General features: G+C 39.5%; 20 protein-coding genes and 1 pseudogene. 9 read left to right on the top strand and 12 right to left on the bottom strand.

Going from position 1 to position 25,014, the window contains the following annotated elements:
• Nucleotides 1-20: 20 nt before the first annotated feature.
• The 8 genes from rseP to rpsB all read right to left on the bottom strand — a co-directional run bounded on the left by rseP (nucleotide 21) and on the right by rpsB (nucleotide 7,544).
• On the bottom strand, nucleotides 21-1,376 hold the full coding sequence (gene rseP, locus ACMAZF_RS05460; protein ID WP_435276437.1) for a sigma E protease regulator RseP: 1,356 nt from the start codon (nucleotides 1,374-1,376) through the stop codon (nucleotides 21-23).
• Entirely contained in the window at nucleotides 1,373-2,563 is a 1,191-nt protein-coding gene (gene ispC / locus ACMAZF_RS05455) for a 1-deoxy-D-xylulose-5-phosphate reductoisomerase (protein WP_435276436.1), read from the bottom strand. Before ispC ends, rseP begins: the two co-directional genes overlap by 4 nt.
• Nucleotides 2,563-3,432, bottom strand: a complete 870-nt coding sequence (locus ACMAZF_RS05450; RefSeq protein WP_435276435.1) for a phosphatidate cytidylyltransferase — start codon at nucleotides 3,430-3,432, stop codon at nucleotides 2,563-2,565. The genes ispC and ACMAZF_RS05450 overlap by 1 nt, the downstream gene beginning before the upstream one ends.
• 14 nt (nucleotides 3,433-3,446) lie before the next feature.
• On the bottom strand, nucleotides 3,447-4,211 hold the full coding sequence (gene uppS / locus ACMAZF_RS05445; protein ID WP_435276434.1) for a polyprenyl diphosphate synthase: 765 nt from the start codon (nucleotides 4,209-4,211) through the stop codon (nucleotides 3,447-3,449).
• Between the two features lie 177 nt (nucleotides 4,212-4,388).
• Entirely contained in the window at nucleotides 4,389-4,946 is a 558-nt protein-coding gene (gene frr / locus ACMAZF_RS05440) for a ribosome recycling factor (protein WP_435276433.1), read from the bottom strand.
• Nucleotides 4,947-4,972: 26 nt separating this feature from the next.
• Nucleotides 4,973-5,713, bottom strand: coding sequence for a UMP kinase (pyrH, locus tag ACMAZF_RS05435; RefSeq protein ID WP_435276432.1), 741 nt, complete (start codon nucleotides 5,711-5,713; stop codon nucleotides 4,973-4,975).
• A gap of 165 nt (nucleotides 5,714-5,878) precedes the next feature.
• The gene (tsf, locus tag ACMAZF_RS05430; RefSeq protein ID WP_435276431.1) at nucleotides 5,879-6,727 is read right to left on the bottom strand and encodes a translation elongation factor Ts; all 849 of its coding nucleotides are present in this window, start codon (nucleotides 6,725-6,727) and stop codon (nucleotides 5,879-5,881) included.
• Nucleotides 6,728-6,815: 88 nt separating this feature from the next.
• On the bottom strand, nucleotides 6,816-7,544 hold the full coding sequence (rpsB, locus tag ACMAZF_RS05425; RefSeq protein ID WP_435276430.1) for a 30S ribosomal protein S2: 729 nt from the start codon (nucleotides 7,542-7,544) through the stop codon (nucleotides 6,816-6,818).
• Between the two features lie 278 nt (nucleotides 7,545-7,822).
• On the opposite strand from rpsB, the gene map reads away from it, so the two are divergent.
• The 5 genes from map to ACMAZF_RS05400 all read left to right on the top strand — a co-directional run bounded on the left by map (nucleotide 7,823) and on the right by ACMAZF_RS05400 (nucleotide 14,132).
• Nucleotides 7,823-8,614: a type I methionyl aminopeptidase gene (gene map, locus ACMAZF_RS05420; protein ID WP_435276429.1), complete on the top strand. Its 792-nt coding sequence runs from the start codon at nucleotides 7,823-7,825 to the stop codon at nucleotides 8,612-8,614.
• Nucleotides 8,615-8,634: 20 nt separating this feature from the next.
• Nucleotides 8,635-11,256, top strand: a complete 2,622-nt coding sequence (gene glnD / locus ACMAZF_RS05415; protein WP_435276428.1) for a [protein-PII] uridylyltransferase — start codon at nucleotides 8,635-8,637, stop codon at nucleotides 11,254-11,256.
• Between the two features lie 24 nt (nucleotides 11,257-11,280).
• Nucleotides 11,281-12,105, top strand: a complete 825-nt coding sequence (dapD, locus tag ACMAZF_RS05410; RefSeq protein ID WP_435276427.1) for a 2,3,4,5-tetrahydropyridine-2,6-dicarboxylate N-succinyltransferase — start codon at nucleotides 11,281-11,283, stop codon at nucleotides 12,103-12,105.
• A gap of 118 nt (nucleotides 12,106-12,223) precedes the next feature.
• Complete coding sequence (locus ACMAZF_RS05405; RefSeq protein ID WP_435276426.1) at nucleotides 12,224-12,403, top strand: hypothetical protein; 180 nt, start codon at nucleotides 12,224-12,226, stop codon at nucleotides 12,401-12,403.
• Between the two features lie 88 nt (nucleotides 12,404-12,491).
• Complete coding sequence (locus tag ACMAZF_RS05400; RefSeq protein WP_435276425.1) at nucleotides 12,492-14,132, top strand: sensor domain-containing diguanylate cyclase; 1,641 nt, start codon at nucleotides 12,492-12,494, stop codon at nucleotides 14,130-14,132.
• 63 nt (nucleotides 14,133-14,195) lie between these two features.
• On the opposite strand, the gene ACMAZF_RS05395 is transcribed toward ACMAZF_RS05400, so the two are convergent.
• Both ACMAZF_RS05395 and ACMAZF_RS05390 read right to left on the bottom strand, forming a co-directional pair.
• Nucleotides 14,196-16,355 carry a malate synthase G gene (locus ACMAZF_RS05395; protein ID WP_435276424.1) on the bottom strand — a complete coding sequence of 720 codons (2,160 nt, stop codon included), beginning with the start codon at nucleotides 16,353-16,355 and terminating at the stop codon, nucleotides 14,196-14,198.
• Nucleotides 16,356-16,798: 443 nt separating this feature from the next.
• Complete coding sequence (locus ACMAZF_RS05390; RefSeq protein WP_435276423.1) at nucleotides 16,799-17,440, bottom strand: hypothetical protein; 642 nt, start codon at nucleotides 17,438-17,440, stop codon at nucleotides 16,799-16,801.
• A 405-nt stretch (nucleotides 17,441-17,845) separates the two neighbouring features.
• Between ACMAZF_RS05390 and ACMAZF_RS05385 the strand changes: the two genes are divergently transcribed.
• Complete coding sequence (locus ACMAZF_RS05385) at nucleotides 17,846-18,451, top strand: superinfection exclusion B family protein (RefSeq protein WP_435276422.1); 606 nt, start codon at nucleotides 17,846-17,848, stop codon at nucleotides 18,449-18,451.
• A gap of 63 nt (nucleotides 18,452-18,514) precedes the next feature.
• Here ACMAZF_RS05385 and ACMAZF_RS05380 read toward each other — a convergent pair whose 3' ends face one another.
• Nucleotides 18,515-19,966: an ATP-binding protein gene (locus ACMAZF_RS05380; protein WP_435276421.1), complete on the bottom strand. Its 1,452-nt coding sequence runs from the start codon at nucleotides 19,964-19,966 to the stop codon at nucleotides 18,515-18,517.
• Nucleotides 19,967-20,187: 221 nt separating this feature from the next.
• On the opposite strand from ACMAZF_RS05380, the gene ACMAZF_RS05375 reads away from it, so the two are divergent.
• The 3 genes and pseudogenes from ACMAZF_RS05375 to ACMAZF_RS05365 all read left to right on the top strand — a co-directional run.
• Nucleotides 20,188-21,156, top strand: a complete 969-nt coding sequence (locus tag ACMAZF_RS05375) for a class 1 fructose-bisphosphatase (protein ID WP_435276420.1) — start codon at nucleotides 20,188-20,190, stop codon at nucleotides 21,154-21,156.
• Between the two features lie 110 nt (nucleotides 21,157-21,266).
• Nucleotides 21,267-22,184, top strand: coding sequence for a manganese-dependent inorganic pyrophosphatase (locus tag ACMAZF_RS05370; RefSeq protein WP_435276419.1), 918 nt, complete (start codon nucleotides 21,267-21,269; stop codon nucleotides 22,182-22,184).
• 94 nt (nucleotides 22,185-22,278) lie between these two features.
• Nucleotides 22,279-23,064, top strand: a pseudogene (locus ACMAZF_RS05365) (IS110 family transposase); the annotation flags it as partial.
• A gap of 259 nt (nucleotides 23,065-23,323) precedes the next feature.
• Here ACMAZF_RS05365 and ACMAZF_RS05360 read toward each other — a convergent pair.
• A complete protein-coding gene (locus tag ACMAZF_RS05360; RefSeq protein ID WP_435276418.1) occupies nucleotides 23,324-24,487 on the bottom strand; it encodes a tetratricopeptide repeat protein in 1,164 nt (387 codons plus the stop codon).
• Nucleotides 24,488-25,014 lie beyond the last annotated feature (527 nt).

Raw genomic sequence — 25,014 nt, 5'->3', positions numbered from 1 at the left:
ATCCTAAATTCTCGTCTTGCTTACAAGCGGGTAAAATCGTTAAAAATCGCTATGCCCATGAGCATAAACAAAAGTGCGCCACCGATTCGAAAACCTACTTCCTGTATTTTCTCTGGCACGGGCTTGCCAGTTAAGAGCTCAATAAAGTAATACATCAAATGCCCGCCATCAAGCACTGGCAGTGGTAAAAGATTAAATATTCCTAAATTAACGCTGATTAACGCTAAAAAGCTTAAAAAAGCAACTAATCCGTAAGCTGCACTTTGTCCTGCGCCTTGTGCAATTGAAATCGGTCCGCTGAGATTCTTAACAGATAAATCCCCTGTGACCAGTTTTCCTATCATGCTAAAGCTTAACAGGGTTAAATCCCATGTCTTTTCTACGCCAACAACTATTGAATCAAAAACGCCATATTCCAGAGTTATTCGATGACTCATAGGTGTTTGCTCACTATAAGGCGCTATGCCAGCAAAGCCAATATTATTACCTTGGCTATCCTGTTTTAACTGCGGAAATAGCTTGCTACTTAGCTGCTGGGTGTTTCTTTGATAGACCAAGTCGATGGAAGTTCCATGGCTTTGTTGAATTAATGTTGCAAAGCTCTGCCAATCGCTTATTTTGTCACCATTTGCACTAATTAATACGTCCGCTTTTTGCAAACCAGCTTTCTCTGCTGCTGAGCCTTTTGTAACCTGAGCAACGGTTAATGTAGGTTTTGGGCGATAAGGCACAATCCCCCATGAACTAAGAGAACTTTGTTTTTGCGGATCAAACTGCCAATTCGATAAATCTACCGTCTTCACTGTAACAACATCACTATTGAGTGGACCTACCCCAATCGACGATGATTTTTCACCGATAAGCCCAACAATAACATGATTTACATCCTGCCAATGTTCGACCGATTTGCCATCAATAGATTTTATCTGTTGGCCACTCTTTAAATTAACTTGACTTGCAATAGAGTGCGCAGACACCTCACCAATAACAGGCTTAACGGTACTAACACCAATAAAGTACATTAAAGCCAGCGCAAAAATAGCAAATATGAAATTGGCGATGGGCCCCGCTGAGACAATGGCCATTCTAGCGAACACTGACTTGCGATTAAATGCGCCATCAATTTGATTAGCAGGCACATCTTCAACTCGCTCATCAAGCATTTTTACGTAGCCGCCTAAGGGAATTGCACAAATAACGTATTCGCAGCCATCACGCCCGACGCGTCGCCACAATACCTTACCAAACCCAATTGAGAATCGCTGAACAATTACACCGCATTTTCTCGCCACCCAAAAATGGCCATATTCATGAAAGGCGACAAGTATGCTCAAAGCAATAATAAAAAAAGCAATATTTCGAAGTAAATCAATCATACCAAGACTCCTTGGTTAAGGTATTGATGAGCCATAGTTCTGGCTTGTTGGTCAACACTTAAAATTGATTCGATGCAACTTGCTTTTTCAGCAGCAAGTGACAATAAAACACGTTCGTTTAACTGGGCAATTTGCGTAAATTGAATTTGACCATTTAAAAACGCAGCGACGCTTATTTCATTTACCGCATTAAGCGCAGTGGTTGCCCCCTGCCCTTGATAACACGCATCAATGGCCAGCTTTAAACATGGAAAACGCTGATAATCGGGCGCTTGAAAAGTAAAGCCACTTATAGTGGTAAAATCTAAGGGAGTAACACCTGCGTTGATGCGTTCTGGATATGACATGGCATAAGCGATCGGCGTACGCATATCCGGATTTCCCATTTGCGCAATAACTGAACCGTCACAATATTGAACCATTGAATGAATAACACTCTGTGGGTGAATAACGACTTCAATTTGCTCAACGGTCGTATCAAATAACCAACGAGCTTCGATGTATTCGAGCCCTTTATTCATCATTGTCGCAGAATCGACTGAAATCTTTTGCCCCATCGACCAATTGGGATGAGTGCAAGCTTGAGCAGGAGTAACATGCAGTAGAGTATCTAAAGGCGCAGTTAAAAACGGTCCGCCCGAGCCTGTTAATAACAATTTCTCAATGCCAAGTTCACTTAAACCACAATAACCTAATCGTTGCTGTGCTTCAGTGGGGAGCGATTGATAAATGGCATTATGTTCGCTGTCGACAGGTAATAACGTCGCGCTTGATTGACGAAGTTCATCAATAAATAACTGACCAGACATCACCAACGATTCTTTATTAGCTAATAAGACACGTTTATTTGCCCTTACAGCAGCAAGTGTCGGTAATAAACCAGCGGCACCAACAATAGCAGACATCACGACATCAACATCACAATCGCTAGCAATGTCACTTAATGCATTATTACCACTAAGTACGATGGTCGCATTGGTTAGTTTAGATTTAAGTGTCTTAGCTGCATTTTCATCCACCAAAACAGCGTAGGTTGGATTAAATTCCAAACATTGCTCTAATAGCTTATCGACATTTTTCTGAGCGGCCAATGCGAACACCGAGTATTTATCTTGGTTTCGTCTAACGACGTCGAGCGTCGATTCACCGATAGAGCCAGTCGCGCCTAATATGGTCAAAGATTGCATTATGCCACCAAGAATAAATAGCCTAATGCAAATACCGGAATGGCCGCCGTTAAACTATCAATGCGATCTAATATACCGCCATGACCAGGTAAAATAGTGCCACTATCTTTAATGTCACTATTTCGTTTGAGCATGCTTTCACTCAAATCACCAAATGCTGATACCAATGCAGTAATAAACACTAAGACCAGTAGCGGTAACAATTCGATATTATAAAAATAAGATTTAGTAATAAAGATTGCTAGCATCGCACTCACTAATCCACCAAGCATTCCTTCAAGCGTCTTACCGGGACTAACATTAGGCATTAGTTTTCGTTTACCAATACTGCGACCAACAAAGTAAGCACCAACGTCCGCGCCCCAAACAATTAAGAAGACACTAACAATCAACACGCCACCTAGCATTGGGTCGCTTTGATAACCGTAGCTGCGCAGTGCAATCAAACCAATCCAAAATGGAATAAGCGTTAATTGACCAAATAAGCCTTTGTAAAACTCACTGTTACCCCAAAAGTTACTTGCTTTAGGGTATACAAATACGAGTACCATACTTATCGTCCACCACATAGCGGCAATAAATAGTGCAGCATGATAGATAGGATGTAACTGTCCGGCATTCCAAATGTGACTTATTGGCACGAGCATTAAAAATGCAGCCATTAATATCGACAATGATATGGTAAAGATAACGCGATAAATTTTAGCTTGAGGTTGGCCTTTATTGGGTAAGAAAGCGCCCCATTCCCAGGCGCCTAACAATGTTACAGCGGCTGCAAAAAATGGAAATAATGAAAGTGGTAAATAAAAAACACTACCTAACGCAGCCGGTGCTAATACCAGCGCAGTAATAATTCGTTGTTTTAACAAATCTGTTTCCTTTATTATTCTTTTATTGAAGCAGAAACCTGCTCACTAGTGCAGCCAAATCGGCGCTCAACGTTGGCAAAACTGGCCATAATATCTAAAAATTCTTGCTCACCGAAATCTGGCCATAAGGTGTCAGAGAAATGTAATTCGCTATAAGCGGCTTGCCACAATAAAAAGTTACTAATACGACAATCACCACCCGTTCTAATCATAAGATCAAGCGGCGGTAAATGTGACGTACAAATATGTTTCTCAATCGCTTGTTCTGTAATATCGCTGACAGAGATTTCACCTCTCGCGACTTGGGCACTTAACTGTTGACAAGCTTGAGTAATATCCCAACGCCCACCGTAATTCGCCGCTACATTTAGAACTAAGCCTGTATTATCTTTGGTTTTATCTTCTGCTTTAGCTATTTTCTGTTGTAGTTTTTCGCTAAAACGGCTGATATCACCAATAATTTTCAATTTAACGTTATTGCGGTGTAACTTGCTCACTTCACGTGATAACACCGTAAAAAACAATTCCATCAACAATGACACTTCATCAGCAGGTCGTTGCCAGTTCTCACTGCTAAAAGCAAACAAAGTTAACGATTCGATGTTAAGTTCACGACTAACCTTTACCGCTTCTCGTACTCGATCGACACCAGCTTTATGCCCCATTACACGACGCTTACCTTGTCGTTGTGCCCAACGTCCGTTGCCATCCATAATAATAGCAATGTGACGCGGCAAATTATTTGATGCCATCAATTGGGTTTTAAACTGGTCGCTCATTAACACTCCATAAGCTCACTAAAACTGAAAGGTATAAACTAATATCAACCTTCACTATAACGAATCGGATTGATATAAAATATGTGGCTACAATAACACAAACGCTGCGTAGTATAACTAACACAGCGTTTAATTAATAGCATATCACCATGCCATTTATGGCATATGAACAAGTGCTTATACTTCTAGTAACTCTTGCTCTTTTTCAGCTAACAAAGCATCCATTTCTTTAATGTACTTATTTGTTAGCTCTTGGATTTGCTCTTCGCCTTTACGCGCTTCGTCTTCACCCACTTCTTTTTCTTTCTCAAGTAATTTGATATCACCATTAGCATCACGGCGAATATTACGTACTGCAACACGCCCTTTTTCAGCTTCACCACGCACAACTTTAATAAGGTTTTTACGACGCTCTTCAGTCAATGGTGGCAATGGAATACGAATTAATGCACCTGCAGAATTCGGGTTTAATCCAAGATCTGAGCTCATGATTGCTTTTTCAACAGCAGCGATCATCGTGCTATCAAATACTGTAATAGTTAACGTACGTGCATCACCAATACCCACATTACCGACTTGGTTAAGCGGTGTTTCTGCACCGTAATATGGCACAGTAATAGAGTCTAATAAACTTGGGTGAGCACGGCCAGTACGTACTTTTTGCATCTGAACTTTAAGTGCTTCTACACTTTTCCCCATACGGGTCGACGCGTCATCTTTAATTTCGTTAATCACGTTAATTTCCTAATTATCAGAGTTCGTTAAATTTTTGTTGTTGTGCTATGGATTAAGGTACCCGTGCTTTCACCCATAATTACACTGCGAAGTGCGCCAGGCTTATTCATATTAAATACACGAATTGGCATATTGTGGTCACGTGCTAATGTAAATGCACTTAAATCCATTACTTTTAATTCTTTTTCTAAAACAGTACCGTAATCTAACTCAGAATACATTTCAGCTTCAGGGTTCTTAACTGGGTCGTCAGAATAAACACCGTCAACTTTAGTGCCTTTTAACACAACATCGGCTTCAATCTCAATACCACGTAAACACGCTGCTGAATCAGTCGTAAAAAAAGGATTACCAGTACCTGCTGAGAAAATAACAACTCGGCCTTCTTTTAGCATGCTAATCGCTTCAGCCCAGTTATATGAATCACATACGCCTTTGAGATCGACTGCAGACATTAAGCGAGCGTTTACGTAGGCTCGGTGTAATGCATCACGCATTGCAAGTCCATTCATTACAGTAGCAAGCATTCCCATTTGGTCACCTACAACACGGTTCATACCCGCATTTGCTAAACCTTCACCCCGGAAGATATTGCCACCACCTAATACAATACCGACTTGGACACCTAGCTCAACTAATTCTTTGATTTCTTGAGCCATACGGTCAAGTACTTTAGGGTCAATCCCAAATCCTTGCTCACCTACAAGTGCTTCACCACTTAGTTTTAATAAAATGCGACGGTAAGTCGGTTTTGGATTTGCAGTCATTCTAATTTACCTTTGCCTGAGTCATCGTTTCAAAGTGGATTCTTCCACTTAATTTATCATTAAGCTCTTATTAAAAACTTACTCATAAATTAAGCATTTAAAAAGACCGTAGCGATGCTACGGTCTCTCATTACAACAACAAATTCGTTGTTGTCTCTCAATCGATTACTGTTTTGCAGCAGCGATTTGAGCTTCAACTTCTGCAGCGAAATCTTCTTCTTTCTTCTCGATACCTTCACCAACTTCTAGGCGAACGAATGTTGAAACTGAAGCGTTTTTAGCTTTAAGAATTTGACCAACAGTTTGCTTTGGTTCCATGATGAATGCTTGACCAGTAAGAGAAACCTCACCAGTAAATTTCTTCATGCGACCTTCAACCATTTTTTCAGCGATTTCAGCAGGTTTGCCTTCGTTCATTGCAATTTCGATTTGCAATTTACGCTCACGATCTACAACTTCGCTTGGTACGTCTTCTGGGTTAACAAACTCAGGACGAGAAGCAGCAACGTGCATAGCAACGTGCTTAAGAGTCTCTTCGTCAGCTTCACCAGCAACAACAACACCAATACGCTCACCGTGACGGTATGAAGAAAGAGAAGCACCTTTAACGTATTCTACGCGACGGATGTTCATGTTCTCACCGATTTTAGCAACAAGTGCAATACGAGTTTCTTCGAATTTAGCTTGTAGTTCTTCGATTGATAATTCTTCAGTGATTGCAGCATCAGCAACTTCGTTAGCGAAACCTAGGAAGCTTACGTCTTTAGCAACGAAATCAGTTTGACAGTTAACTTCTAGAAGTGCAGCCATACCATCTTTTTGTTTGATGATAATTGTACCTTCAGCAGCGATGTTACCCGCTTTTTTAGCCGCTTTAGCTTGACCGTTTTTACGCATTTGATCGATTGCAGCTTCGATGTCACCGTTAGTTTCGGTTAACGCTTTTTTACAATCCATCATGCCTGCGCCAGTGCGGTCACGAAGTTCTTTTACTAACTTAGCAGTAATTGCCATTTTTCTATTCCTCTGTATTTCAAAAAGGCACCAAAGATTGCTCTTTGCTGCCTACTCAAATGTGTTATCTAGATAATATTAATCTAAATTACTCAGCTTCAACGAAACCGTCAGTTTCTGCTTGAGCAGCAACAGTGTTGTTACGACCTTCGTTAACAGCAGTTGCAGCAGCTTTAGTGTAAAGCTGGATAGCACGGATCGCATCATCGTTACCAGGAACGATGTAATCGATACCATCTGGGTTAGAGTTAGTATCAACGATAGCAACAACTGGAATACCTAGGTTGTTAGCTTCTTTAACAGCAATGTGTTCGTGATCAGCATCGATTACAAAAATCACGTCTGGTAAACCATTCATGTTTTTGATACCGCCTAGAGATTTCTCTAGTTTTTCCATTTCACGAGTACGCATTAACGCTTCTTTCTTAACTAATTTAGTGAAAGTACCGTCTTGTGACTGTTGCTCAAGATCTTTTAGACGCTTGATTGATTGACGAACTGTTTTCCAGTTAGTCAACATACCACCTAACCAACGGTGGTTTACGTAGAATTGGTCACACTCTAGTGCCGATTCTTTGATAGCATCGCCAGCAGCGCGCTTAGTACCAACAAAAAGGATTTTACCTTTTTTAGATGCAACATTGCTAAGTACAGCAAGTGCTTCATTAAACATTGGTGCAGTTTGCTCTAAGTTGATGATATGAACCTTGTTACGAGCACCGAAAATGAATGGTTTCATTTTTGGATTCCAGTAACGAGTTTGGTGACCGAAGTGAACACCAGCTTGCAGCATATCGCGCATTGAAACAGTAGCCATAATAAATTTCCTCTTGGGGTTAGGCCTCCACGTATCCTAAATTTCGAACTTTTTTGTCCATTTGACGCCAAAGCACCCCGAAATCAGTTAAAAATACGTGTGTGATTTAAGATAAATGTAATTTTTAGTGGTTCTTTATAGACAAGATCATTAAAATCAGCGTTAAACCGACTTTAGATGAAAGTTGAATATATTCCCCGGCGCGCTTTATACCAAAAACACCGGGTAAAAACAAGTTTTAGCCAACATTATTGGCAATTTAAAATAGAGATACCAACATGGCAATTACCATAAAAACAGCCCAAGAAATTGAAAAAATGCGTACTGCGGGCGCATTAGCGGCAGAAGTACTAGAAATGATCGGCCCTTTTATTAAAAAAGGGGTTACCACAGATGAGCTTAATGATATTTGTCATCGCTACATTGTTGAAGAGCAAGATGCTATTCCTGCGCCTTTAAATTATCACGGTTTTCCAAAATCAATCTGTACCTCTGTTAATCACGTAATCTGTCATGGTATTCCGAGTGATAAAAAGCTTAAAGAAGGCGATATCATTAATGTTGACGTTACGGTTATTAAAGATGGATATCACGGCGATACCAGTAAAATGTTTGTGGTTGGTAAAGGAAGTATCTTAGCCAATCGTTTAATTAAGACGACTCAAGAGAGCCTTTATAAAGCGATTAACATGGTAAAACCAGGTGTTCAATTAGGCGATATAGGTCACGCTATTCAAACTTACTGTGAAGGCATGAATTATTCTATTGTTCGCGAATATTGTGGTCACGGAATTGGCGCTGAATTCCATGAAGATCCACAAGTCGTGCATTACGGTAAGCCAGGTACAGGAGAAACGCTTCAAGCAGGTATGTGTTTGACCATCGAACCTATGGTAAATGCAGGTAAACGCTTTAGTAAAATGGCTAACAATGATGGTTGGACGGTAGTCACTAAAGATCGTTCATTGTCAGCACAATGGGAACATACATTATTAGTTACGGATAATGGCGTTGAAATATTAACCCTACGTAGTGATGAAGAAATAGCGCGTGTAATCGAACACGCTTAATAAATTAAATAAGGGAAATTATGTCACCACCAGTAGTATTGGACGTTGAATTAGTAGAACCAAGACAACTAATTACATCTTGCAAGCAGGCCAATAGTGATTTTTCAGATTGGCTTAGTGAGCAATTTAATCGCGGTGGTGATATTCGCGAACTTCTTCATCAGCGGTGCCAATACGTTGATGATTTATTACAACAACTCTGGACACACTTTGAGTTAAACCATACACCAGTCTCGTTAATCGCTGTAGGCGGTTATGGCCGTGGAGAATTACATCCACATTCGGATGTTGACTTACTCATCCTTTCTCTAAAAACCCTCACCAATGAGCAGAGCGACAAAGTAAGTCAGTTCATTACATTGTTATGGGACATTAAATTCGATATTGGTCACAGCGTCCGTACCTTAAAAGAAACCATTAGCATTGGAAAGGATGATATTACCGTCGCCACCAATTTAATGGAAAGCAGACTTCTTAGCGGTCCAGACGATGTATATGAACAACTACAGTTAGCAATTGAGCAACCAGACTTTTGGCCCAGCAGCGACTTTTACCTCGCAAAACGCGATGAACAGATTGCACGCCACGATGCTAATAACGCATTTGATCTTGAACCTAACATAAAAACCTGTCCTGGCGGTTTACGCGATATTCAAACGGTAGGCTGGATAGCTAAACGTCATTTTAAGACCACAATTATCGAGCAGCTCGTCCAACATGGTTTCTTGTCGCAAGAAGAGTTAGATCAGCTGTTAAATTGCCAAGATTTTCTCTGGAGAATGCGATTCGCACTTCATCAAACGGCCGGTCGCCCTGAAGATAAGATGCTTTTTAATCATCAGCATGATGTTGCAAATGCGATGGGCTATTCTGATGAAAATCAGCTCGCTGTCGAAGTCATGATGAAACAATATTATCAGCAGATCCGAGAAGTAGCCGAACTGTGTGAAATGCTACTTCAGTTGTTTAAACGCGAATTTTTAGGACGAATAAAAACACTAGATGTCTGCATCATGGATGAAAATTATCAACGACGCGGTCATTTTATAGAGTCGACAAGTGATGATTTATTTGACAATAAATCAGAAATTATCACGCTATTTTTAAACGTCGCTAAAGACAAAGAAATTACTGGTATATATGCGCCGACTCTGCGGCAGCTGCGTTTTGCTCGCGACAACTTGTCTGCACCACTTTGCGATGATGGACAATGCCGTATCGCTTTTATGAGTATCATTAAGCATCCGGACGGGATACGCGCCCTATCGATGATGCACAAACACGGAATTCTTGGCCGTTACATGCCTGCATGGCAAAAGATCAGTGGGCAAATGCAATTTGACTTATTTCACGCTTATACCGTTGATGAGCACACCCATCGTCTACTGAAAAATATCGACCGTTTTTCCCAGCCTAAATATAAAGACGAATTTCCATTATGTAGTGTACTTATTCACACCTTAACCAAAAAAGGCTTATTAGTACTTGCCGCAATTTTTCATGATATAGGTAAGGGACGTGGCGGAGATCACAGTGAATTAGGTGCGCTTGATGCGCTCGAATTTGGACGCTTACATAATCTTAATGAACACGATACACGCCTGATTGCTTGGCTAGTGGAAAATCATCTCTTGATGTCTGTTATTGCCCAACGACGAGATATTCATGATCCTGATGTGATTAATAGTTTTGCTAAAATTGTGCAAGACGAAACACGATTAGCCTATTTATATTGCCTAACAGTCGCCGATATATGCGCCACTAACAATAAGCTGTGGAATAATTGGAAAGGCTCTCTATTAAGAGAATTATACTTTTATACCCTGCGAGCACTTCGCCGTGGCGCGCAAGGTGATGTTGATGCAGAAGAACGAATTACCGAATACAAAACCAAGGCATTACATCAATTACACACCAATGATGCATTCTACGATAAGCATGCGGTAGAAGAGTTATGGGGATATTTCCAAGATGACTATTTCTTGCGGCATACGCCAGTGTCAATAGCACAACATTGTGATCTTATTTTACGCAATCAGCCACCTAACAAACCGATTATTGCGATATTTCATAATGCCAATAAAACAGTGAGTGAACTCTTTGTTTACACACAAGATATGACAAATTTATTCGCCAAAGTGATGCGTGTTTTAGGCAGTAAAAATGTTCAAATAAACGACGCACACGTCATGGCGACAACAGGTGGCTGGGCACTAGATACCTTTAATATATCTGAACACGACGGACAACCAATAATTGATGAGCGCCGTATAAAGTCCATTGTTCAAACACTGACAAAGTCCCTCACACAAAAACATTTTAAACCGCATAATAATCGTAGAATTGCCAGACGTACTAAACAGTTTAAAGTACCGACTAGAATATCCTTTATCAATTGCGACCATGGCGAACACACATTATTTGAGCTTGTCGCACTAGATATGCCAGGGTTATTAGCGACAGTGGGCGATGTCTTTACCAAGTTCAAGATAACATTGCACAACGCAAAAATAACGACCATCGGCGAACGGGTCGAAGACTTTTTTATCATTACCGACAAAGATGAGAATTCACTAGATCAAGAACAACAAAACACATTACAGCAAGCGCTAATTATAGCGATTGAAAAATTAAATCGATAACCAAAAAATTGGATAGGAATTACGATGAGTCAATTACAACAAATCATTGAACATGCATTTGAAACAAGAGATCAATATACCGCTGATACAGCAACTCAAGACGTAAAAGACGCCGTTACGCAAGCCATGGCATTACTTGATAGTGGTAGCGCTCGTGTTGCTGAAAAGATTAGTGGTGAGTGGGTCGTTCATCAATGGTTGAAAAAAGCCGTTTTACTGTTTTTTAAACTTCATGACAATACGATTATTGATGGTGGCGATACACAATATTTCGACAAAGTACCGCAGAAATTTGCCAACTATACAGAGCAACAGTTTAAAGATGAAGGAATGCGAGTTGTGCCTCCTGCGACAGTTCGTCAAGGCTGCTACATTGCAAAGAATGTTGTCTTAATGCCATCGTATACAAACATCGGAGCCTATGTTGACGAAGGTACAATGGTTGATACTTGGGCTACTGTCGGCTCATGTGCACAAATTGGTAAGAATGTTCACCTTTCTGGTGGTGTTGGCATTGGCGGCGTATTAGAGCCATTGCAAGCTAATCCAACCATTATTGAAGACAACTGCTTTATTGGTGCGCGCTCAGAAATCGTAGAAGGCGTGGTTGTTGAAGAAGGTAGCGTAATTTCAATGGGTGTTTACATCAGTCAAAGTACCCGAATTTTCGATCGCGAAACAGGCACTATTCATTATGGCCGTGTTCCAGCAGGTTCAGTTGTTGTTTCTGGTACTTTACCCTCAAAATGCGGCACACATAACCTTTACGCCGCGATAATCGTTAAAAAAGTTGATGCAAAAACACGTGCTAAAGTAGGTGTTAATGCACTACTTCGCGGTGTCGAGTAGTCAATCCCCCCGCAGTTATCGCCCTTATGTTGATAGCTGCTTCAATTTGCTACCCCCGTCACAGAAAAGTCATATTAGTTTGATAGACTGAAGATTATTAGTAATTTCAGGAGCAAATATGACTCATTTAGATCAATTGCAAACATTAAAAATTGTTTGCCCAAGCTGTGGCCAAAAACACTTAAAAACTGTTGGGTGGTTAGCAGAGCATCAAACATTGGATTGTAACTGTGGCGTTGAAACGACATGTAACGACATACAATCGTTAGTTAACCAAGCCGTTGAGAATTTGAAATAAAATCCTCACTGCTTCTCCCCTCTTTCTATTTTTCTTCTTTATTGTTAGCATCGATCACTTATTCCCTTTTAGTGACACGGACAGTTAAATGGCTACAAAGAGAAAACGAGGATGGTATGTCAACTATTTACCAGCGTTAATAGCATTTCCTTTATTTGTTTTAGTAACGTTTTTAAACGAATATCAAATTTCATTAAATGCCCAGCAGAGCGCTAAACAAGTACTTGAGTATCAATCAAAAACGCTAATTGAAGCGCTTGACTACTTAAAGAATGATCAACCAAATCGTCCATTGGACTATGACAAGGTCATTGATGCATTATCCCGTAATACTGAAAACAGAGTATCGATTATTTCCTCCGCAGGTCAATTGCTAGGAGATAGTCACCTATCATCGAGTGCACTTACTGCATCCAGCGATTTATTGTCAAAACCAGAATTACAATTTGCTAAGGAAAATCTTCGTGGGTATTCTTTGCGATTCGATCCTGTTACCTCAACAACGTTGCGTTTTTTGGCGTTAAATCAAGGGGATTACCTATTTCGCATTGGCCGAGATTACCGTTTAGAGCAACACGCTGTTGTTGAACAGCGTTACAATTATTTGCCAGTTTATTTATTACTATTTTTAGCCACCAGCATCGGCGGTTATTTCTTTGTTAGTTGGATCAATCTTCAACTCACTCTTCGTTATCAACGACTCAAAGAAAAAATACAAAAACAAACCACTGAACTATTATTGCTGCAAGAATTTGGCACACTATTAACATTAAGTAAGTCAATTGCCGATATAGAACAAGTTCTTGGAAAATTCGCGCAAATGCTGCTTTATCATGATGCAGGGGTAATTTCGATTATCCGATCGTCGCGTAACCTAGCCGAAATAAAAATTAAATGGGGATTAGATTCATTTTTTGCCACACCACATTATCCACTTGATGCATGTTGGGCACTACGTAAAGGATATGTTCACCCACAGGGCCCTTACGATAAACTCATACGATGCGATCACGATGAAGTTGAACAATCCAATATTATTTGTATCCCTTTAGTGTCACAAGGTGAAACGCTAGGTGTTATGCATATCAGTCGTGAAAGTACGATGGACGAATTTGATGACAACGATAGAAAGATTGCAACGTCCCTAGCAGAACAAGTCGCCTTATCTGTTGCTAATTTACAATTACGAGAAAATTTACGCGACCAGGCAATCAAGGATTCATTAACCGGCCTTTATAATCGCCGATATTTTTCAGAAACTATCGAAAAAGAAATTGCTCGTGCACAAAAAATGAAAATGCCCCTCGCACTACTCATGTTAGATATCGATCACTTTAAAAAGCTAAACGATAGCTTTGGTCATGACGCTGGAGACGCGGCATTACGTGAGTTCGGTATACTGCTAAACGATATTGTTACCGCAGAAAATATTGCGTGCCGTATTGGCGGAGAAGAGTTTGTTCTGATGCTAACTGATACTGACGAACAACAAGCTATCGAATTTAGTCATCATTTACTCGCAAATATAAGGCAATTGAAAATCATTAATAATGGAACGAGTATTGGTCAAATAACTGCATCAATAGGTGTAGCGTTGTCTCCGAAAGATTCAACTCAAGCCGATGTTTTAGTCAGCCTTGCTGACAAAGCGCTCTATCATGCAAAAAACAATGGCCGTAACCAAGCTGTTTTTTATCATGACATGACATCGAGCACGATAACGGATTAGCATAAAAAAGCCGGTAGATGTTCCGGCTCTTACTTCTTAATATTCTGATTATTAACACGCTGATTATTGCGCTTTAAGTGCCAAACGTCGCTTGTGTAATACAGGCTCAGTATATCCACTAGGCTGAGCACAACCGTCAAATACTAATTCATACGCAGCTTGAAACGCAATGTTGTTATCAAAATCATCAGCCATTGCCTGATACGTCGGATCACTTGAGTTTTGTTGATCAACAACTAATGCCATTTTTTTAAGTACAGCCATCACCTGTTCTTTGGTGCAGATCCCATGACGTAACCAGTTAGCCATATGTTGAGAAGAGATCCGTAAAGTCGCTCGGTCTTCCATCAACCCAACGTTATTAATATCAGGTACTTTTGAACATCCAATACCCGCATCAACCCAACGAACCACGTAGCCAAGCAGCCCTTGCGCATTGTTTTCAAGCTCTTGCTCAATTTCATCGGCTGTCCATCTAGGATTACTTTCAACGGGGATAGATAAAATATCATCAATACTTGCTAGCGAACGCTGCTTGATTGTACGTTGTTCTTCAAAGACATCAACTTGGTGATAATGGAGCGCATGCAATGTCGCAGCTGTTGGTGACGGCACCCATGCTGTGTTGGCGCCAGATTGTGGATGAGCAATTTTAGCGTTAAGCATGTTAGCCATTTGATCAGGAATAGCCCACATTCCTTTACCTATTTGTGCTCGTCCACTTAAGCCACATTTCAAACCAATATCAACATTCCAGTTTTCATATGCGCCAATCCAAGCAGCTGACTTCATCTCTCCTTTACGGATCATTGGCCCAGCTTCCATCGATGTATGAATTTCATCACCTGTTCTGTCCAAGAACCCTGTATTAATGAATACCACACGTTCTTTTGCAGCATAAATACAGTGTTTTAGATTAACTGTTGTACGACGCTCTTCATCCATAATACCCATTTTAATGGTATGACGATTCAGTCCAAGCATGTCTTCAACAGCATTAAATAAATCATTAGCGAAACCAACTTCTTCTGGTCCATGCATTTTTGGCTTAACGATATAAATTGAGCCCGTCGAAGAGTTTTTAAATTCACTATTACCGTTTAAGTCATGTAGTGAGATCAACGATGTCACAACACCATCCAAAATACCCTCTGGTATTTCGTTACCATGTGCATCAATGATTGCAGGGTTTGTCATTAGATGGCCAACATTGCGCACAAACATCAAGCTACGACCTTTTAATGATAATTCTTGGTCATTAATGCCTTTATATTGTCGGTCACTATTTAAAGAACGAATAAAGGATTTGCCATGTTTGGTGATTTCCTCAGTCAAATTTCCCTGCATCAATCCCAGCCAATTTTCGTAAACCACCACTTTATCTTCGGCATCAACAGCAGCAACGGAGTCTTCACAATCCATAATAGTGGTTAAAGCAGACTCTAAAATAATATCGCTAACACCGGCCTTATCGTCATTGCCGATTTGACTCGATTTATCGATAACTATCTCAATGTGCATGCCGTTATTATTAAATAAGATAACTGTCGGCGAGTTCTCTTCACCGTTGAAACCAATCAACTGAGTTTTGTCGGCCAAGGTTGTTGATTGACCACTTTCTAATACAACCTTTAATTGCCCATTTTCAATGGCGTAAGCAATAACATCTGTATGGCTACCTTGAGATAGAGAACAGGCGCTATCAAGGAACTCACGACCTTTGGCAATAACTAAATCACCACGAATCTTGTTATAAGTCGACCCTACTTCTGCGCCATTATCAGAACTAATCGCATCAGTGCCATAGAGGGCATCATATAACGATCCCCAACGAGCATTAGCGGCATTTAATGCAAATCGAGAATTCATAACAGGCACAACAAGTTGAGGGCCTGCCATCGTTGCCATTTCGTTATCGACATCGCTTGTTGAAATTGTAAAATCTTCACAATCAGGCAGGAGATAATCAATACTTTGTAGAAAAGATTTATAGTTCGAAAACTGGTAGTCATTAGCGTTATGCCAGTCATCGATTTGTTGCTGCATTGCTTCACGCTTTGCTAATAGCGCATTATTACGGGGAGAAAACCTCGAGATTAAATCTTCAAATGATGCCCAAAAGTTGGCTTGTTCAATTCCTGTTTTAGGAAGAGCCTGTTGATTAACAAAATCAAAAAGAAGTTGGGAAACTTGTAATCCACCAACAGAAATACGTTGCGTCATAATGGCCTCATAAATAAGCAATAAAGTGTTAAAAAAATATAACACCTCATGTAACTAGAAGCGATCAATCATAACCCAATAAACAACTTGACACAAATGACAAGTAAATAACTTATTCCATTGTTTTATAATGGTTATGACTTTTTCCTATTAGATTCTAGAATGACAAGTATTTACCATATGAATGGCATCATCATTTACAATTAATTAAATGAATAAAAAAAGACCAGCTTACAAAGCTGGTCAAATGAGAGATAAATTGTTTAATTAAATAGAATGTTATACCAATCAACAAAAATAGCTGATCATTTTTCATGGGCTCTATGAACGCTAACGTCGTTATCTATTTTTTCATATAGAACAACTACATATAAAAACAAATGCCTTGCTATCGCTCATATTTCCTCATTAAAAAATTGATCACATACTTATATTGATTGGTATTAATTGAGTTTAATTGACGCATCTCCAACGCCAACTTCAACGTTAATAGCGTAATCGCCTTTACCAATCCAACTGACTGCTTCACTGACCATTGAACGGTTTTTCTCCACTTTATCGCTTTCACTATGTACGTTTGCCGCGCCAACACCTGATTCGGCTTTCACAGTAGCGTAAGAGTCAGCCATACTATAAACGCTTACTTGACCAACTCCAATATCAACTGACAAGTTCGCTTGAAGACCTTTAATCGTCATTTCGCCAACGCCAAGAGCAGCGTCTATTTTTTCCATTTTAGGCACTTCAATACGCCACTCTTCGCCAAACTCATCATCGTTAAGTGATACCGTTAATCTATCACCCGTATTATCGATTTTTAATTTCGCATCTTCAGGACTCGACTTAAACATCGCCCAGCCATCTTTCTCACTTACTTTTACATAGATATGAAATTGATGGTCATTAGATGCCGACAATTTCACTGTTCCGACATGAGCATCAATAACAAACTCTTTAATATTATCGACAGCAATTTTCTTCGTGAGTACCTTGTCACTCCCTGCATAAGCAGCGCTTGATGCTGCAATTAACGTCAATCCAGTTACTGTGCTAATGAGAGCGAGGCGGCGATTAAGTAGTTTCATGTCAATATCCTTGTTCAATGTAGTTCTTTAATTATTAACAAATGCGTTAGTTATTTAGCTTATTGCCAATTTGATGCCAACATTAAAAATACTTTTCATTCAAACACTTAAGTAAAACCCTTCGATTGGCATACAAAAATAAGAGCTACTTATTTGTTATTTACACCAATATACGGTGAATTTCACATCGTCTCTTATTAAAGAATTTCCGCGGCAATTTTTGCCGAATATATGCGCCGTTATTGACCATCAAAAATTCAAACAACGAATCAAAAGAATAAAAAACAACCAGTTAGTTAATGTCAGTGAGTTGCCATTAAATTTAGGTACGCTAATTGCTTTAGTCCAGTACGCAACCGATTAGCTATTAGTTTTATGGCATTAAATTGTCAATAAGGAGTTTTTATGTGGAAAGATGAATCACAACAAACCCATGCACACTACATGTTTCAGTGTATGTTATGGATTTCATTGGCTTGCGCCGTGTTATTATTCATGCCGTCAACACTCGCGTCACTAATGCAAGTAGACAAGTTTTTGACAGATTATGCTCACTTTGTAGGAATTAGTTTCATCATTAGCAGTGCATATTTGGTACTTGATTTAGGCAAACATATCTTTCGCAATCTTAAACAACGAAAACGACAACAACAGCTTGGTGAAGAAGTTCAGTCACGTATGCAAACGCTAAGTAGCGGTGAACGAGCTATTTTGAGAGAGTTTTATCTTCGTCGACAAACATCAATATGGCTGCCTCATCAAGAAGCTGATGTAAAAAGTTTACGTAATTCAGGGATCTTAATCCCAGTCGATTTCTACAACACGACAAAAAATAATGAACAAGGCGTTAGAGAAATCGAATTGATGATTTCACACATTGCAAGACCATTCTTGACTAAAGCGCGCTTAAAGCTGCCTCAAGGAAAACCGAGCTTTGACGACATCAGCTATTTAAAACAAGCAAGACCAAGTTACTTAGAGCCCTTAACTAACCTGAAGAAAAGTGCGTAAAGAACTTAGGTTACCCAAACTAACTGCAGACACATGTTCAATTAGTTAGTTTGGGTTTCTAACTTAAATATCACGTTTATAAGGAAAGGAAATAATAAAACAGGCACCCTGTTTATAATCTAAGTTAACTTCAACATCCCCATCGTTACTTGTCACCAACGTTTTGGCGATACATAACCCTACTCCTAATCCCTTATCTCGCGTACTAAAGAACGGTTGAAAAATCTTATCAGCAATCAATTCACTAAGACCAGGTCCATTATCTTCAATACGTATTATCACCTGCTCTTGAAAAATAGACGCTGAGACTTCAATAGAGCGCTTGGACGTATCCACCGTACTCAAAGCTTCTATCGAATTTCGCATGATGTTAAGTAGCACTTGTTCCATTTGCAGCTTGTCAGCGAGAATTTCAACATTGTTCTCAGGTGCGTGATGATTGATTGCAACGCCCACACTATCAAGCTCTTGGGAAAGAAAAAATACTGACTTTTCAATCAATACATTAACGTTAACTTTTTCTTTTTGCGGTTCGTTACGCTGCATTATTTCTTTAGTACGATTAACAATATCTAACGCATGACAGCTGTTTTCAATAATTTTATCAACGGCTAGTTCAACACGCTTGGGGTCAAACGACGGTTGCTGCATTTGCTCTAAGGTCAATTTACAAAATGCTTTGACGTTAATGAGCGGCGCGTTTAATTCATTCGCTAAACTACGGACGATCTCTGAAATAGATACTTTATGCTCTAATTTTAGCAATTTCTCTTTTTGCTCTACTATTTCTACCTGTACTTGCTCTTTCTTCTGAATTTCATTGAATGCTTTATTGCGTTCAAAGAAAATCCGCTGCTGCATGTTATTAATACTATCAACTAGAAGGTCTATTTCATCATTTTCATCGTGATATTTACGATTAAGCTCTATCGGCTCAGCCTTTTCAGTTTCACTAAACTTAGCCAATTTAGTTGAAATATGCATTAAGTGGCGGCCAATTAACCTATCTGACAGATAAAACATAAATAAAACAACAAGTGCCGTCTTTAAGAAATTAGAAATCAACATGGCACTGCCAAATGCTATCAGATGATTGTAAGTACTATCCATTTCACTATAGATAGTTAATTGCCCCATCCTGCGCTCTTGACCCGCCTGTTTATAATTCACTTCGAACTGTTCATTAACGATACTATTGGCACTCACTTCACCAATATTAAATTCAACATTTTCAGGAAGATTAAGAACAGCGCGCTCAATACTCGGAATATTAACAATGCCCTGCAATTGTAAGTAGATTTGAGCATCATCGTAAGTCCAGATACTTTTACTTAGGCTATCTAACAAACTATCTTCAATAATTTGGTTGAACAACGCGCGCTGATCAAGCTGTTTGTTATATTCAGCACTTAACTGAACCACCGTAAACAATAAGGTAATAATCGAACTAAAAAGCACTGTAAGGAGCACAAATCTTCGACCAACTAAACTGTGACGGTAAGTGAAATTAAACATAATAATCAAGGATTAATAAAGGTAATATTGGCATCATACTTGATTTGATTTGAATTACAAAAAACCGATTAATATTCAATCATTAATTTGCACTGATAGCCGTGCTCAAATAAAATTATCAATCCTAGAAAAAACTGTGATTAACATCAAACTATCCATGCACTTTAGACAAGATTAGTTTATTATGTGCGGGCAAAATTAACCCACTTTAGGACTTCCTCATGCAACGCTTTGTGCCAGTACTTCGTCAAGACAATGTTGACCCGCAACTTATCTCACTCATTAATACATTAATGGCTGCTTGTAAGGAAATATCATTCCGCCTACATCAAGGTGAACTTGCAGGTATTTTAGGCTCAACGCTTGATGAAAATATTCAAGGCGAAACGCAAAAGAAGTTAGATATTATTTCTAATCAACTCATCAAGGATATCCTTTTAGAGTCTGGTCAAGTACGCGCAATCGCTTCAGAAGAAGAAGACACTATTGTTGCTGGCTCTGAAAATGGTCGTTACCTTGTATGTTTTGATCCATTAGATGGTTCATCAAATATCGATATCAATAGCTTAGTCGGTACAATCTTCTCAATCATGGAAGTGCCAGAAGGACAAACAGGCGCAACTGAAGAGATGTTCTTACAGCCAGGTACAGCACAGGTTGCTGCAGGTTACGTATTATATGGTGCATCGACGCAGTTAGCGCTAACTACTGGTGACGGAGTCCGTTTATTCACATTAGATAATACCATTGGTGAGTTCTTACTTACTCAAGAAAGAATGTCTATTACGCAAGAGACTGCTGAGTTCGCTATTAACATGTCAAATCAGCGTTTTTGGGAGCCAGCCATGCAAGATTACATCGCAGATTTACTAGCTGGTGAAACAGGTTCACGCGACAAAAACTTTAACATGCGCTGGATTGCCGCCATGGTTGGTGATGTACATCGCGTATTATGCCGTGGGGGTATTTTCACTTACCCAACAGACAATAAAAACCCAAACAAACCTTATAAATTACGCTTAATGTATGAAGCAAATCCAATGAGCTTTTTAGTTGAACAAGCTGGCGGTGTTTCTTCAACAGGTTACGAACGCATTATGGAAATCAATCCACAAGAAATCCATCAACGCGTTGCCGTCATTTTAGGTTCTAAAAACGAAGTAAATACCTGTTTGAGCTATCACAAATAGTCAATATAAGTGTTCTTTGCATGATTTAGCCAAAAATCGCATAGCATTTTTTTTGTGACTCGATAAAATAGCCGGTAATTTAATTTACCGGTTATATAAAGAGAAACGCTATGGCTGTTTATGCTGTTGGACACAAAGTTCCAGATTCAGATTCTATCGTTGGTGCAATCGCACTGGCCCATCTTAAAAATCAAATTGGCGAAGATGTAATTCCATCGCGCCTTGGTGAACCTTCACCTGAAACTCAGTTCATCCTAGACAAATTTGGCTATGAAGCACCGCTACTTAAAATGAGCTACGCCGGTGACAGCCTTTATATTGTTGATCACTCAGACGTTGCATTAGCCCCAGATGATGTTGACCAAGCAACACTGCTAGGTATTGTCGATCATCACAAACTAGGTGACTTAACATCAGGCACACCGCTTGAGTGTTGGATCCGCCCTGTTGGCTGTAGTAATACCGTTATCAAAATGATGTACGATTTTCACAACGTTGAAATTCCTAAAGACATCGCAGGCATGATGTTATGCGCTATTTTAAGTGATACGGTTGTCTTTAAATCACCAACTTGTACAACTGCTGACATTCGCTGTGTAGAAGTATTGGCAGAAATTGCAGGCATTGAAGATTACAAAGCGCTTGGTATGGAAATGTTTGAAGTAAAATCAGCGGTATTAGGCACGCCAATGCGTGACCTTGTTATGCGTGACTTTAAAAACTTCAACATGAATGGTAATAAAATTGGTATTGGCCAGCTAGAAGTATTGGATCTTGCCATTTTCGACGAAATGAAACCTGATCTGGAAGCTGAAATTGCAAAATTACGTGATGAAGAAGGCCAACACGCCGTGTTTTTATTACTAACAGATATTATGAAAGAAGGCTCAGAGCTACTAATCATCGGTGATGAAGCGCTTGCAGAAAAAGCCTTTGGCCATACACCTGTTGAAGGTAAGATCTGGTTAGAAGGCGTACTTAGTCGTAAAAAACAAGTGGTACCACCGCTAGAGAAAGCATTAGCGTAATAAAATAGACATTACGCCTACTTAATGAAAAGCCATCGCATGCGATGGCTTAATTAGATGGTCCGCCTCACCCTAAGCTAACCTTAGAGTTATACCGCAATATGTCAAACCCTATGTGAAAACCAATAAGAATGATTTTATCGATGCTGATGCGATTGCCGAGGCGGCTACTCGTCCTTCGATGCGTTTTGTAAGTGTAAAGTCAGAACAAGCACAAGTGATATCGGTGATACAAAAAATACGTTCTAGTTACGTTAAAGAACGAACAGCGTGTATGTCACGTATCGGTGCTATTTTACTGGAATTTGGCATGAGTTTCCCTAGGGGTCATAGCGCGATGAAAACCCTTTTTCAGTGGTTAGCCGATAGTCCAGAGCGCCTTCCTGCGGTGTTAATGCGGGAGTTAGTAGAACATCACGAGTATTATTTACAGCTCAATGGACGCCTAAAAATACAAGATACAAAGCTCAAAGAATTAGTTGATAATGATGAGCGAGCGCAACGATTAAAAAGTGTTCCAGGGATTGGGGACTTAACGAGTAGCCGCTGTTTATCGGATATTAGTAATCCACAAGATTTTAAAAATGGTCGTCACATGGCCGCGTGGATAGGATTGGTCCCACATCAGTATTCCACGGGCGGAAAAACAACGTTATTAGGTATAAGTAAACTCGGTAATAAAGCGCTTAGGACGTTGTTTATTCATGGAGCCAGAGCACTCTTATCAAGGCTAGAATTAGCGGAGAAGGTCTTTGGCCAGTGGATAGTTCAGTTACGAGCGAGAAAACCATTTAATGTAGCTGTCGCACTGGCTAATAAGTTAGCAAGAATAGCGTGGTCTGTGATGGTTAGTCAAAGACCATTTGAAGTAAGAGTTTAATCCGAATTTGCAAATGATAACGAAGATGACAAAACGATTAATCGGCTAGATTGAAGACCTGACACAAAAAACAGTATGTAAATGCTTTCTGTTTTTTGAGGACAATTTAGCGCGGATCATATCGTGGAGCGGGTGAAAACCCAAGTAGACTCCGAATACATTAGCGCAAATCACCCCGTTATTGATTTATCACTTGCAATAACGAGGCGGACCATACATTTTTGTGCGTAAAATTAAGATTTTAATAAACATTCCTCAATTACATGTTAGTGATTAGCGCTAACTTATCGTTATAACGTGCTCTATCATCTACGGTTGCACTCTTCTCTTTCGCCAGTTTTAAATTTTTAAGTGCTAATTTATCTCTATCTAGCGCTAGGTAACTTTTATAAAGACCGAAATAAAACTGATCAACATGAGGTGACAATTTAATGGCCTTTTTGTATAAATTAACGGCCTTATCATAATTAGCCAAGCTCATCGCATACTCAGCCTGATCGAAATAACGAAATGGGTTTTGAAGTTCAGCAAGATTAATTTGACGTTGATATTCAAACAATTCCTGATAACGTCCTTGCGCACTTAACAGAATGGCCAAATTAGCAATCACGTTAGTGTCTTGGGGCGCTAAAGCCAACGCATGATGATACACCTGTTCTGCTAATGCTTCTTGGTTATTGTACCGATATAACACAGCTAAGCTATTCCACGCGGCACTTTGATAGGGATCAAAAGCAATTGACTCTTTTAGCAACCAATATGCCCTATCCCACTCACGCTGCACCATGGCATCAGCCGCAATATTAGAAAAATACATAGCGGCTAATTGCCTCTCCGTAACTCTTTGTTTAACCAAACTACGGCGTGTTTCTCGAGGCAAAAAATCTAACGTGTAATACTCGTTTTGCAAAAACTCATAAACAGAGTGTTTACTATTAAAATTAGTATTTTGTAATTGCACGTTAACATGACCATTAACTAAAAATAGGCCACCATTTCTATTCCATACAGGCGCTGTTTTGACATCATAGATTTTGAACTTAAGATTAAAGTGCTTGGCCATAGCGACGCTTAATATCACCATAGATAGACAATTGCCTTGCTTAGATTCAAGTGTTTGGGAGGCTGTGCGTGTAAAGCTATTGTCGTAATCAAATGCGCGGTAATCTTTGTGTAGCAGATTGTCAACGATTTGCTCAGTAAAAGACTTACTCACTGACGGTGTTATGGATTCATCTAACATTGCTTTTTGTTGCTCTGTTAGATAATAAATATCTGTTATTTCATTAAAATCACTAGGTTTTATAAAACTGTTGTCAACAAATAATGATTGAGGATTTGAATTAATTTGAGAACCACTGGTTGCTGAACAGCCCGCTAACAGCAAGCAACAGCCAATGCTCAATAAAGATTTAAATAACATATAAACCTCCAAAGATTCAATAGAGAGAGGCAATGTCTATTTATCAAATATAGTCTCAATTGCTAATCAATTACCAGTTTAATGGGGATAAATTTGACAAATGCAGCTATCAACTGCACATTTATATAGACCTAATACCATATATGCATTAAGTAAGTGATCTTGTTGTGCGTAGAGAAAATCAGCTAAAACAAGGCGCTCGATTGACTAATAGCAGGCTATTAGGATTGAGAGCAACGCCATGTTAGTTAATTTTAACAAGTACAAGTGGGCAAATATTTAATGCAATTGGTATAAGCTACATGAAAATGCTCGATTTCAGCAAGTCGAGAAGCGCGCCAATTACTAGGCATAAGATGTATCGTTAAGTCATTCCCGATAACTGCTCCTGCGTTATCCTAATGTTCTACATATATGTAGAAATTAACAAATATCTTATAACGACGTACGACGGAATGGATACCGGAGCAGTTGCCGGTTGGTCGCTTATCGCCTTGCCCGTTGGAAGCTTGGGTATCGCTCACACT

The sequence above is a fragment of the Psychrobium sp. nBUS_13 genome (assembly GCF_051201665.1).
Lineage (GTDB): Bacteria > Pseudomonadota > Gammaproteobacteria > Enterobacterales > Psychrobiaceae > Psychrobium.
Note: the sequence above shows the minus strand (reverse complement) of the source record. Positions and strands in the feature narration are given on the sequence as shown.

What these genes read in the sequence shown, in the direction of transcription:
- rseP (WP_435276437.1), bottom strand. Translation starts at nt 1,376, where the DNA reads ATGATTGATTTACTTCGAAATATTGCTTTTTTTATTATTGCTTTGAGC.
- ispC (WP_435276436.1), bottom strand. Translation starts at nt 2,563, where the DNA reads ATGCAATCTTTGACCATATTAGGCGCGACTGGCTCTATCGGTGAATCG.
- uppS (WP_435276434.1), bottom strand. Translation starts at nt 4,211, where the DNA reads ATGAGCGACCAGTTTAAAACCCAATTGATGGCATCAAATAATTTGCCG.
- pyrH (WP_435276432.1), bottom strand. Translation starts at nt 5,713, where the DNA reads ATGACTGCAAATCCAAAACCGACTTACCGTCGCATTTTATTAAAACTA.
- tsf (WP_435276431.1), bottom strand. Translation starts at nt 6,727, where the DNA reads ATGGCAATTACTGCTAAGTTAGTAAAAGAACTTCGTGACCGCACTGGC.
- rpsB (WP_435276430.1), bottom strand. Translation starts at nt 7,544, where the DNA reads ATGGCTACTGTTTCAATGCGCGATATGCTGCAAGCTGGTGTTCACTTC.
- map (WP_435276429.1), top strand. Translation starts at nt 7,823, where the DNA reads ATGGCAATTACCATAAAAACAGCCCAAGAAATTGAAAAAATGCGTACT.
- glnD (WP_435276428.1), top strand. Translation starts at nt 8,635, where the DNA reads ATGTCACCACCAGTAGTATTGGACGTTGAATTAGTAGAACCAAGACAA.
- dapD (WP_435276427.1), top strand. Translation starts at nt 11,281, where the DNA reads ATGAGTCAATTACAACAAATCATTGAACATGCATTTGAAACAAGAGAT.
- ACMAZF_RS05405 (WP_435276426.1), top strand. Translation starts at nt 12,224, where the DNA reads ATGACTCATTTAGATCAATTGCAAACATTAAAAATTGTTTGCCCAAGC.
- ACMAZF_RS05400 (WP_435276425.1), top strand. Translation starts at nt 12,492, where the DNA reads ATGGCTACAAAGAGAAAACGAGGATGGTATGTCAACTATTTACCAGCG.
- ACMAZF_RS05395 (WP_435276424.1), bottom strand. Translation starts at nt 16,355, where the DNA reads ATGACGCAACGTATTTCTGTTGGTGGATTACAAGTTTCCCAACTTCTT.
- ACMAZF_RS05390 (WP_435276423.1), bottom strand. Translation starts at nt 17,440, where the DNA reads ATGAAACTACTTAATCGCCGCCTCGCTCTCATTAGCACAGTAACTGGA.
- ACMAZF_RS05385 (WP_435276422.1), top strand. Translation starts at nt 17,846, where the DNA reads ATGTGGAAAGATGAATCACAACAAACCCATGCACACTACATGTTTCAG.
- ACMAZF_RS05380 (WP_435276421.1), bottom strand. Translation starts at nt 19,966, where the DNA reads ATGTTTAATTTCACTTACCGTCACAGTTTAGTTGGTCGAAGATTTGTG.
- ACMAZF_RS05375 (WP_435276420.1), top strand. Translation starts at nt 20,188, where the DNA reads ATGCAACGCTTTGTGCCAGTACTTCGTCAAGACAATGTTGACCCGCAA.
- ACMAZF_RS05370 (WP_435276419.1), top strand. Translation starts at nt 21,267, where the DNA reads ATGGCTGTTTATGCTGTTGGACACAAAGTTCCAGATTCAGATTCTATC.
- ACMAZF_RS05360 (WP_435276418.1), bottom strand. Translation starts at nt 24,487, where the DNA reads ATGTTATTTAAATCTTTATTGAGCATTGGCTGTTGCTTGCTGTTAGCG.